Source organism: Paenarthrobacter sp. PPS72 (genome assembly GCF_048537125.1).
Taxonomy (GTDB): Bacteria; Actinomycetota; Actinomycetes; order Actinomycetales; family Micrococcaceae; genus Arthrobacter; species Arthrobacter nitroguajacolicus_E.
Window position 1 is genome coordinate 43,426 of the sequence record NZ_JBLYIE010000051.1, and the last position, 11,100, is coordinate 54,525.

An 11,100-nucleotide genomic window follows, 5' to 3' on the forward strand; every position below is an offset into this window, starting at 1 on the left:
GACTGCGCCGTCCTCGATCGAGCGCCTCAAACAGCGTATTGCCCTCAACGCTGCTGATCTCGACTACGGTGACGATAGGATCGGACCACGAATACGGCTCCTGAGCCGCATATCAGCGCGAAGCGGCCCAACCTGAGCTGGCGGTTCTGAATCGCAGGCCCTACAGAATACCATCAGCTGAGAAGCCCCGATCCCCGTTGACAGAACATGCTGCCCTGTCAACGGGGATCATTTGCCTTTGCTTTGTGACACAGAAAACAGATAAGCGCAGCTGATCCGGGCCCCTGCCTACAAACCCCGCGGCATCTACACGCTCGAACCGCATGTTGATCATGTGACCGCCCACAACGGATTCATCCCGATCGAGGCCAGTGCCGAACGCGTCTACGGCAAGTCCTACAACTTGCTGCGAGGTAGGTAGCAGAACGACGACCACGGGTCTGCCCCGGCTTTCGTTGACTCGGGGTCTTAGGCCGCTGTGAGCGCGGTCCGGTTGATTGTTTCATATTCAATGGGCGTGAGTTTTCCGAGCCGTCGTTGCCGTCGCCGGCGGTGGTAGGTTCTCTCGATCCAGGTTGTGATGGCCAGTCTGAGGTCTTGCCTGGTGAGCCACCGCTGACGGTCCAGGGTGTTCTTTTGCAGCAGTGAGAAGAACGATTCCATCGCGGCGTTGTCCGCGCACGCCCCAACCCTGCCCATCGACCCTGTCAGGCCATGGTGCCGGAGCGATTCGACGAACCGGCGGGACCGGAACTGGGACCCACGATCCGAATGCACCACGGTCCCTGCAGGGTTGCGTGCCGGCACCGCGTTCTCCAGTGCCGCTACGGCCAGCGAGGACTTCATCCGCGAGTCCATCGAATACCCGACGATCCTGCCGGAATAGACGTCCTTCACCGCGCAGAGGTAGAGCTTGCCCTCGGCAGTGGGATGTTCGGTGATGTCCGTCAGCCACAGTTCGTTCGGTGCCACGGCGGTGAAGTCCCGCTCGACCAGATCGTCATGAACTGGTGGCCCGGGTCTGCGGTTCAGGCCGCGTTTCTTCGAGAACACCGACCAGATACCGTGGTCCCTGCATAGGCGCTGGACCCTGTTCTCGCCCGCCGTGATGCCCTTCCCAGGAAGTTCGTCGGCGATAAGACGGTACCCGGCTGCCGGGTCGTCGGCGTGAATGTCCAAGGCAGCGTTGACCAAGTGCGCATCGATCCAGTCCCGTTCCGTCACCGGGCTGGCCCTCCACCGGTAATAGCCTTGCTTGCTGAATCCCAACACCCTGCAGGTCACCGCCACTGGAACACCGTGGGCGGCAAGGTCCGTGACCAGCGGGTAGATCATTTTGGGTTGATGTCCCTGGCCAGATAGGCAGCCGCCCGGCGCAGGATCTCGTTCTCCTGCTCCAGCAGGCGGTTGCGTTTCTTCAGCTCCCGCATCTCGGCCGAATCACCGCCGGCAGGTCCGGCTCCGGATTCTTTACGTTCGGCAATGGCAATCCAACGCTTGAGCGTCGTGACTGACAGCCCGAAATCCTTTGCAATCTGCGCCAGCGGCGCTTCGCCCTTGCGGGCCACATCAATAACATCCTGGCGGAACTCCGCCCCATAAGCCGTGGGCATGGTCAACATCCTTCCACGAGCACATGCCCGCTAGGTCAAGGAGTCAACAAAACCGGGGGCAGTCCCGATTACGTAGTAGCTGTGCACGGCATTGGCCGGTCGAACACGGAGACGAGCGGCATCATCAGATGACCCCTGCGATCCAATTCATGCCCCGAAATTATGATTTCGGTGAATTGGAAGACGACTTGTTCTGCATTTTAGAAGACAAGTAAGGGCGTTCAACATACCCTGCTCTCATGGTTCGCATCGCATCCGGACCATGGGGTAAGGCTGCAGCGCACTTGATGTGTTTCAGCCCGACATGAAGGGTCGCAATGACACTTGGAGATGAAAGGGTGACAAACCGGCTTAGGGGGAATCATCCGCGTGGTGACGACCGCTTTGGACCAAATGGTGGTGACACGTTCTCGACCCATCGTCGGCCGCTGGCAATCCGGAGTCATAAGTATTCCCGTGTAGCACTTCTTGCTGTCGCGGTAGGTCTCGTCATGGTTCTGGTTGGCTGTTCCATGCCAACCCCTGTCAACAGTGGGAGCGACTCCGAATCCCAGCAGAAGAACGGCCTAGTGGTAAAGCCAAGCCCAACAGGTTCAGTGGAGAGTTGCGCGCTGTCTGTCTCAGAAGTCCAGACTGCCCTTGAGCCGTGGCTGGGTCCAGGCGAGGTGGCTATCGATTTGGATGACAATCGAACAGGCAATAACCAGTGCTCCTATATTTTGCCGAAAGGTTCTCTCGCGCTGGATGGAGACGGTCGGAAGGTATTGAACGGTAGTTCGGGGCCGGGCTTTGTCATTCACCGCTACCGGTACGATGACGATTCGGGCGTCGTACACGGCATGGGCGTCTACAACGTGGATCGTGAGTATGGCGGAAAGACTCCAAAAGAGCTGTTCGATTCTGTTTCCATTGCAGTACGGGACATCGAGAAGGCCCAAGGGACTGATAAGGGTGTCCAGTTTCTATGGTCCAAGGATGGCGGAATAGTCACAGACGGCCGATCCGGTGTTTATGTCGCCGGTCCCGGAGACTACTGGTACTCAGCCGGCCTCGGAGGCATGAAGGCGGACTATTCATACGCGCCATCTCTCATAGAGCTGGGAAAAATGCTGTTTGTCAAAGGGGGCTCGGCGAATACGGAGATACCCGCGGCTTCAGTCTCACCATTGGCAAGCGCTGAAGCCTCGCCGAGTTCCGCACCAGCCTTGGATGCAGCTTTGCCGGCGGCACCCGTGGACGGGCTCAGAAGCAAGATGTCGGGCACCTGGACCGGCCAGGTCATTGGGGACACCTCCAAGTACACAATCAAGGCGACCATCAGAGAAGTCAACGGAGTACTAATGGCTGAAGTTGAGTATCCCGAGCTCAAGTGTTCAGCCACCTGGACAGAAGTATTTGTTAGCGGAAGCGCAGTGTCCCTGAGAGAAAAACTGAAGTCAGGCAGGTGCCTCGACAACGTAACCGTTGGCTTGACGCTGGAGGGCCAAAGCATTGCTGCCTTCTTTGCGAGCGGCTCGGGCAAGGATATTCGGGCAGTACTTACCAAGAAGTAAGTCCGTCGGTGCCAATACTCCGAGACAGGCCTGAATTGCTGTATGGACCTATTGAAGCTAACTCTCCGAAGAACTCCGGGAAGGTAGACATGATGTTGCAATCAACGTCCAGGCCGCGGCTATGAAGCGCGCTGTCGGACTACTTTCGGCAGTCCTAGTGCTGGGGGGCCTGGTGCTGGCATTTTGGATCCTCAATCCTTTGGGTTGGGGCCAGGAAAACGCTGAACAAACAGCTCCGACGTCATCTGCCTCGGCGGGGCCCGGCACCTTACCGGACTCAGATGCCCAAGGAGCGGCAGAGGCGTTATCCGGGCTGACTGACAATCCTGCAGATGGAATTTCGGCAGTGACCAAGGAGTCATTTGACGCGGAGGTCGCCTTGCCGGAGGGGTCCTCGCTGGTCCCTGAGGTCTCATCGTGGGCGTCGGACGGTTTCGGGGGCGGAACAATGAACGTTGTGATGTCTGAGCCCGGGCGGGCAGATACCCGCTATGTGGCTGTGATGGTCAAGGAGGATGGTCAGTGGAAGCTCCTGGGCACGCTGGAACAGACGGAATCACCCCAAGGACCTGCGGCGTCAGCAGGACCCGAAGCGCTATGAAACGATTACGGCTTACGAGTCTGGTCTTGGTGGCAGTGCTGTGGTTGTGCCTCGCGGTTTCGACAGCGTCCCCGTCTTACGCCGACGAGCCGGCCTCATGGGCTGAGAGTTGCAAAGTCCCGGGCTTGGCCCTCGCGCCGGTCATCTCAAAGGACAAGGACAATACAGGAGCGGCGGTCAAAATTCGCTCTGACCCACGCGGCAAATATGTGCCTGTCGTCTACATTCATGGCTGGACGGGTTCCAGCGTCCACAACGAGGCGGCCAAGGGAGCGTTTTCTCTCAAACCCGATCTATTGACATCCAGGATCGGCACCGCCGCCCCGACGCGCACTCTGATCGGCAACGTACAGGATCTTGGCGGGACCGCAGTGTTCACCTTCGACTACGCACGATATGCTTCGCGCTGGGTGACCGATGACAACATAGGCCCTGCACTGGCCAAAGCCTTGAACTGCCTGTACGAACGCAGCGGCGAGAAGGTGATCGTGGTCGCTCATTCCATGGGCGGTCTTGCAACCCGCCAAGCGTTAGCGCTCGGTGGAAGCGCGCTTGCTTCGAAGGTCAGTCAGGTTATTACTTTCGGCACACCCAACACTGGATCCATTGGAGCTGCGGTAGCGGGACTGGGTGTAGATGCGGCTGGTTTGACGTCGGGAGCTGGTTTGGTGTTTCGGCTTTGGCTTTCGTATTGCGGAAAACTAAAGTCCGCAGACCAGAACAGCTCGGATTTGCTGTGTTCGGCTTTCGTGCCACAGCAGCTGCTGTCGTTCAATTCTGAAGCAGCTGTGGCGCTCAGGGCTGGCTCCCAGCAGCTGAAGCAACTGGCTCCCTGGCCTTCTGGACTGTCCGTTCGCGCCCTATCCGGAGCGGCTGAGGTCACCGTGAATGGCCAGGGATTCTTCAAACAGAAGGTCAAGACAGAGGCCGGTGTAGGGGACATCGTAGTGGATTTGGGATCCGCCCAGAGCCAAGCAACAACAAAGAAGCAAGCACCGTGTGCGTACGAAATGGATGCACGAACGAGCATCAACAACGGCATCAAGACCGAATGGTTGGGCATTGCGACCAAGAACGAGGTCTCGCGTTCTGTCGTGAACCTTCTGACCCACCCCATACCGTGCTATCACGGGAACTTGATGCGCAACATGGACCTCGCCCTTGAACAGCTTGGCTTCATTGCTGATGACGTGCAGTTGCGCACGCCCGCGACAAAGCTCGTCACCGTCCGGCCGTGGCGGGACGGATCAGAGGCAGGACCCGACCGTGTTGTGGATGGTAAGGCGCTACCGGAGAGTTACTGCAACGGTTCCAACGTTGCCGGCCGTGCTGACGCGTTCCGCTGCTTCGTAGATCACGGAGTCTACGACCCGTGTCTTCAAAACCCGGCCAAAGCCACTGAATATCTGTGTTACTTCGGTTTGGAGAGGATACTGATCCAGAACGTCCGTCCGCAGGCCAAGGTGCCCTCAAGAACGGCACCAGCAGACCAAAGCTCCCCATTTCTGGTCACCCTGAAGGACGGAACGATCTGCAGGACGTCATCAGGGGCAGGGCCTCCGGCCATCCCGGGATACCCCTATTGGGCAGGCAGCTGCAGCGGTCCACATGCAGGGATTTGGCGGGCTCGACTTGCCGACCGGGGGGTCAATCCAACGTCCGGCTTGGTAAATGAGGCATCGTCGGGGACGTGGTTGATAGCAATCGAGGAAGACACCAAGTCTGGGCAAGCGACGCTGCATCCAGTGGCAGTGGCATACCGATGAGGGGTAGGTGATGTCATGTAGCTGCCTATGCACTCTCCGGTAGCACTGATCGAGTGTTGCTGGAGCGGTCAGCGACCCAGCCCCATCAACGAGAAGCCCTGTCCAGGGCAACCCGGACAGGGCTTCTCGTTGATGGGTTAATCCGAGGCTACCCAGAATTCAGCGATTTTACGAGGAGCCATCAGTTGATCCTCATATCGCGGATGCTGTTCTTCCAGTCGCCTGTTTTGGCGGAGAGAAGCCCACCGCCCTCGCTGACCATGATGATCTGCTGCTTGCGTACGATGCTCTTGCCACGCACCACGATCAGCGGTTGTTCGTGCTGCCAGAAGACCTCGGCGTCGTCGCGTTCTGACTGTGTGCGCAGACTCTCTATGACCCGCTCGACACGGATCTTGAGCTGGGGTACAGGCGGTTTCATGACACACCATTCGTCGTCGCCTGATTCATCCTCGATCTCAATTTCCAGGGGCTGGTTGTTGTAGCCCCTCAAAGCGAAGTCATGGCCCCGGCGTTCCATCCAAAGAGAAGCCACCGTGAAGTCCGAATCAGTGTTGAAGTCGACCTTGCCGAAATCATCCTCTGATTCTCGGTGCTTGGCTTCCCAGATCCTGGGCTCAGTTCGGGCACCGGTGTCGTAGGGAGTGAGTGATTCTGTGGGCATGGTCGTTCTCCAATCGAATAGCTGGTGGTCTTACAGTTAGTCGTTGAGCTCCCGAACCGGCTGCGCCGGTCAGCTTGCTGCTTTCGAAACATGCGCCACGCACAGCACACAGGGACCCAGCGAAAAAAGAAACCCCCTGCGCCGAAGCGCAAGGGGTCTCTCTCGCTGTTTGAGAGCTATTCAGTTGTCTATTTAGTTGGCGGAGAGATGATCAATGCCTTGGGCGCATGGCGGGTTGCTTTAGCACTGCACCTCGTCCTCACTTGCCCTCCCGGACCGGGCTTTGCCGGGTCAAGCATCACCAGGCTGAGCTTCCTGGACTTTGGCCTGTTCCTCCCGCCACTTCCTGAGCTCCCGTATGGCGAAGTTGGTTCTTTGGGCTGGGGAGGGAACTTCGTCTCTTTCCGGCTCCTGAAGTGGAACAGGGTCTTCGAGCGGCTCGTCCAACAACATGTCGGCCGGAACAGTATCCCGGAGGTTGTCGATTGCCAATGCCAGCTCAGAAGGCCCGGCTTTGTGGTTTCCCACCCACAGAAGAGACACAGTGAACCTGGATATAAGGGTCGTGAAGGTCAGGGTCCCTGAACTCAAAGCTTCCATCGTTTTGGCCCGAAGCAATTTCAGTCCGTCAAATGTAGGCAGGTAGCCCCATACTTCGAATCGTTCTTCCGCTGGTATGGGCGACTCGGGGTTCTTCCATTCTTCTACCAACCACGTGGTAGCGCGATCGATCCAAATTTCCCGGAGCTGATCTCCTAGCGTCGTTGCGACAAATTCGTGCTCGTGTGGCGCGTCGGTTGCGTCAGAGTAGTCGATTTGGAGGGCGTGTCCGAGGACGACGGGCCTTGCGAATTTGTCGGCCAACGCTTCAGCGTCTCCAGGCGACCAAGGCCTCTGGCTGCCGATGAGCTTTGCAAGCCACGAGATTTTGAGCCCATGGCTGCTTGTGAAGCTTTCATACTGGATCGGCGGATTTGAGAGTCCTCCGGACAGATAGTCAATAAGGCGGCGCGTATCGACTGAGTAGTCCGTATGCCGTCTACCCTTCCGCACGGCCTTCATCCGCATGTCCTCCACCGGATGGTCGAAGGTCTCCCGGCACATGTCGCCGGGTCGGATTGTGCCAGTGAGAATCTTGTCCAGGTCCCGGTGCACGAGGACATCGGATACATCGCCTGCCGGTAAGGAGAAGGTGAAGTAGCGGAAGAAGTACTCACGATCATAGGCACGATACTTGGTGCCGAGACCTGCCAGCCTGTTTCCAGGAAACGCACGAGGAAAAATCTCCATGAGTGCTTCAATCAGTTCATCGGTTTTGGCTTCATAGCCACAGGCCTTCATCCGTTCGCGCCAAATCGGCATCGCCGTAGGTTGCGGGGTTCCGTAACCTTGGTCATGCGACAAATCGTCGACCCAGAGAGGCAATCTTCTATAGAGATCCGGATAGAAGAGCCGAAGGAAGGTCAGCGCAAAGAAGTCCGAGGGATCTACGTCGCCCTTAGCTAGGGACAGGAAGGTTATCGCTTGCATTGCATAGCGGCAGCAGGCCCTTGGAGTGTTGAGGAGCGTCCACATGTGATTGCCATAGAACTCCTCAAAGCGAAATTTAGGAGTCTGTGCACCGTTCATGCCGCTTGAGGCGCTGTTCAGTAGCGGCTCCAGGTGGCTCTTGACGATTTTCTGCAGGAACTGCTGTTGCGGCTCGGGCAAGTCGAGCGGGTACTGGACGATTTTCTCCAGATAGACCTCTGCGTTCTCCGTGCCACCCAGCACGCCGCCCAGAGTCTTCACGGTCGACGCTCGATCATAGGCAAGCAGATAGTTCACCCGCGGAAACCTTCCCAGCAGACGGATGGTCTTCATCAACAGCAGTAGGTCATGGGGGAGCAGACGGTCGACATCGTCTACGACAACCAGTACCTTGCGGCTGGCTGCCTTGATGGTTTTGGCCAGGTCATCGAATACTGCATCCCAGGATCTGGCCGGCATGAATTCGCGCAGTGTCTCTGCGGCGGCTACACCCACTATGGGAATCGCCTTTAGCGCAGGGGCGCCGCGTCTCACAAGATCGAATGCCTTCTCGCGAAGGGTGTCTCGGGAGTCGTCCGGGAAAGCTGCAAGGATGGCCGAATATAGTTCCGCTTGAAGCCGTTCGTCGTCGAAGGACCAAGGGTTGAAATGCACGACGTGAATGGACTCGTCGAGCTGTGCCGTGATGTAGTTCAGAACTGTAGTCTTGCCGGAGCCCCACGGACCGACAAGGCCGAGAACCGTGCTGTCGTTGCTTGCGGCAAGGTCTCCGATGAGGCTGGCCACCATCTTTACGAATGGTCCCCGTTCGAGTTCGTCCTTATTGGCGTCCGTTTGCGAAGGGTCTGTCCAAGGTTCCGTCATCCTGCGATTCTAAGCGCGTAGCAGCCGGACCCCATGTGTGCGAGCCTTGTGGGGCTGCTAGGGCGTCAACACACTGCTGGTGCGGGTGGCCAGCTCAACGCCGGCGCCATTGTGCTGAGCGTTGCGGTCTGCATCTTGCTCGGTAAGAACCTGGCCAGGCCCCTGACGAAGGGCCTGTCCAGCAACGAACGGCGCAGGGTACGCAGGCGGTAGCACCGGCAGCAACTTCCCTAGGTCGCTGGTGTGCCATTGCCATAAGCTGGCGGGGTGGCCCTTTTTTCACGCCAACGCAGGATCTCCTCGTAGGCAAATCTCTTGCGCTGAGCAGATGACGGGATCTCATCCTCCTTGGCTTCCGCTTCCTTTGCCGGTTCATCCAAAGACAACTCCATCAATTTCTCCGGCGTAACTGTGTTCTCAAGCTTGTCGGTGAAAAGGGTCAATTGTGAGGCCGGTGCTTCGTAGTTTCCGGCCTCTGTGGAAGCCATAACGAAAGCATCAGCAAGGGTTGTCATCGTGAGGGAACCGTCTTTGAGCGCATCAAGCGTGACGGCCTGAAGCTGGGGTAAGCCATCCATTGCGACGAGGTAGTTCCACACGGCAAATTGTTCATGGATGGAGTCGGCCGAGCCACGGGTCCGCCATGCGTCAACCAACCACTGTGTCGCCTGATCAATCCACAGCGGAATCAGCTGGTCTGTCAGGGTTTGATCAGCAACTGTCTTAGATGCCCCCATCGCCTCCAGCTCAGCCATTGCTCTTGCCGAATGGGAATTATTGAGATTCAGGCAGTGGCCCAGAGACTCAGGCCGCGGAAACAGTCCGATGAAGGCCTTGAGCTCTGGTTCATCCCAAGGGTCGCTATGACTTAGCAGTCGTGCCAGCCAGGACTCTTGGAGTCGGGTGGAAGTGTCTCGGAAATCCTGGGTGGAAGGCCGGTTTGCAATCGCGATGCTCAGGTAATCGATGAGAGGACGTGCGTTCGTATCGTAATCGGTGTGTCGGGCGCCTTTCTTGAGGGCCTTTATCTGCATCTGCTCAGTGGCGTGGTCGAACGTTTCCGGGCAGCGCCCTCCAGGACGCACTTCACCTGTGCGGATACGATTTATGTCTCTCATGACGGCTTCATCGGACATGTCGCCGGTGGGCAAGGAGATTGTGAAGTAGCGGTCGAAGTACTCGCTATCGTTGGCGCGGTACTTTCCGCCAGCTGTTCTCCACATGTTGTCCGGGAAGGCATGAGGAAACAATGATGATAGCGCCTCCATGAGTTCAATGACTGTGTCACCCTTGTAACCACAGGATTTGATTCGCTGGAGCCACTCATCTTCGGATGGGGCCTTGCTGCTGCGGTTAGAGCCCTGTTTTCTGGTGAGGTCGCCCGCCCAAGCCGGCAAACGCTCGTAGAGATCCGGATAGAAGATACGCAGGAAAGTGATCGCGAAGAAGTCCGCCGGGTCGACGTTCCCCTTGGCAAGCTGCAGAAAGGTTATGGCCTGACCCGCGTAACGGTGGCACGCGCGGGGGGTTGTCAGCGTCGTGGTCATGTGTTCGGTGTAGAAGGTTTCGAACCTGGACTCCGGTGTTGGCCCTCGGTATGTTCCAAGAGATGCTTTGCGCACTGTCGGACCCAATGCAGATTCTATGATCTCTTGAAGGAAGTGCTGCTGTGGTTCAGGGAGGTCCAAGGGATACTGCACGATCTTTTCCAAGTAGACCTGCGCGGCAATAGGGTCGTTTCCTAGACCAGCAGCTAGAGCCGTGATTGTTGATTTGCGGTCATAGGCAAGCAGGTAGTTGACCCTGGGAAAGCGCCCAAGGAGCCGGATGGTTTTCATCAGGAGCAACAGGTCCTTGGGCTGAACGCGATCCACATCGTCCACGACAACGAGAACCTTGACGCTTGCTGCTTTAATTGTCTCCGCCATGTCCTGGAACGCGGAATCCCATGATTTCGCTGGCAGGAATTCGCGGACGGTTTCCGAGGCCCCTGTCCCGATGACGGGGATCGCTTTCAAGGCAGGGGTACTGCGTCGTGCCAGGTCCACGGCTTTCTTGCGGAGGGTTTTACGGGAACCTCGCGGAAAGGCCTCAAGGATTGCTGAATAGAGTTCTGCCTGTAGCCTGTCCTCGTCGAAGGACCAGGGATTGAACTTGACCACGTGAACGGAGCGGTCCAGAGCGCTGGTGATGAAATTCAGTACGGACGTCTTACCGGAGCCCCAGGGTCCAACCAGTCCGAAAACTGTGCTGTCGTTGCTGTCGGCGAGGTTCTCGATGAGGTCTTTCGCCATGTCGACGAAGGGACCTCGGTCCAGCTTATCCTTGCGGCGGTCCGTCTCTGGCGCATCTACCCATGGTTCAGTCACACCTGAGATCTTAGCCTCGATCCACCGGTCGGGTTGAGGTTGTAGCGGCGTTTTAAACAGAGAATGCCTGTCGGATCGGGAAAGATGGGGTTTGTCTAGAACTCCGTTTGGCCAATCCAAGAGGCATCTCATAGATGCAA

The 11,100-nt window shown here is 57.6% G+C and carries 7 protein-coding genes; 3 read left to right on the top strand and 4 right to left on the bottom strand.

The window, feature by feature from the left end:
* Positions 1–468 precede the first annotated feature (468 nt).
* A protein-coding gene (locus ACLRGI_RS19140) for an IS3 family transposase (protein ID WP_419203126.1) occupies positions 469–1,613 on the bottom strand; the annotation gives its coding sequence in 2 pieces (ribosomal slippage) (positions 469–1,337 and positions 1,337–1,613; 1,146 coding nt in all).
* A gap of 317 nt (positions 1,614–1,930) precedes the next feature.
* Here ACLRGI_RS19140 and ACLRGI_RS19145 point away from each other — a divergent pair.
* The 3 genes from ACLRGI_RS19145 (at position 1,931) to ACLRGI_RS19155 (ending at position 5,533) form a co-directional block, all read left to right on the top strand.
* Entirely contained in the window at positions 1,931–3,166 is a 1,236-nt protein-coding gene (locus ACLRGI_RS19145) for a hypothetical protein (protein ID WP_419203127.1), read from the top strand.
* Between the two features lie 121 nt (positions 3,167–3,287).
* Complete coding sequence (locus ACLRGI_RS19150) at positions 3,288–3,767, top strand: hypothetical protein (protein ID WP_419203128.1); 480 nt, start codon at positions 3,288–3,290, stop codon at positions 3,765–3,767.
* A gap of 125 nt (positions 3,768–3,892) precedes the next feature.
* Positions 3,893–5,533, top strand: a complete 1,641-nt coding sequence (locus ACLRGI_RS19155; RefSeq protein ID WP_419203129.1) for an esterase/lipase family protein — start codon at positions 3,893–3,895, stop codon at positions 5,531–5,533.
* Positions 5,534–5,714: 181 nt separating this feature from the next.
* Here the strand turns inward: ACLRGI_RS19155 and ACLRGI_RS19160 are convergent, their stop codons facing one another.
* From ACLRGI_RS19160 to ACLRGI_RS19170, 3 genes are all read right to left on the bottom strand, one after another.
* A complete protein-coding gene (locus tag ACLRGI_RS19160; RefSeq protein ID WP_419203130.1) occupies positions 5,715–6,197 on the bottom strand; it encodes a hypothetical protein in 483 nt (160 codons plus the stop codon).
* A 291-nt stretch (positions 6,198–6,488) separates the two neighbouring features.
* A complete protein-coding gene (locus tag ACLRGI_RS19165; protein ID WP_419203131.1) occupies positions 6,489–8,591 on the bottom strand; it encodes a KAP family P-loop NTPase fold protein in 2,103 nt (700 codons plus the stop codon).
* A gap of 230 nt (positions 8,592–8,821) precedes the next feature.
* A complete protein-coding gene (locus tag ACLRGI_RS19170; RefSeq protein ID WP_419203132.1) occupies positions 8,822–10,960 on the bottom strand; it encodes a P-loop NTPase fold protein in 2,139 nt (712 codons plus the stop codon).
* Positions 10,961–11,100 lie beyond the last annotated feature (140 nt).

Bases quoted from the DNA above. Each gene is read 5' to 3' on its own strand.
- ACLRGI_RS19145 (WP_419203127.1), top strand. From the start codon at position 1,931: ATGACACTTGGAGATGAAAGGGTGACAAACCGGCTTAGGGGGAATCAT.
- ACLRGI_RS19150 (WP_419203128.1), top strand. From the start codon at position 3,288: ATGAAGCGCGCTGTCGGACTACTTTCGGCAGTCCTAGTGCTGGGGGGC.
- ACLRGI_RS19160 (WP_419203130.1), bottom strand. From the start codon at position 6,197: ATGCCCACAGAATCACTCACTCCCTACGACACCGGTGCCCGAACTGAG.
- ACLRGI_RS19165 (WP_419203131.1), bottom strand. From the start codon at position 8,591: ATGACGGAACCTTGGACAGACCCTTCGCAAACGGACGCCAATAAGGAC.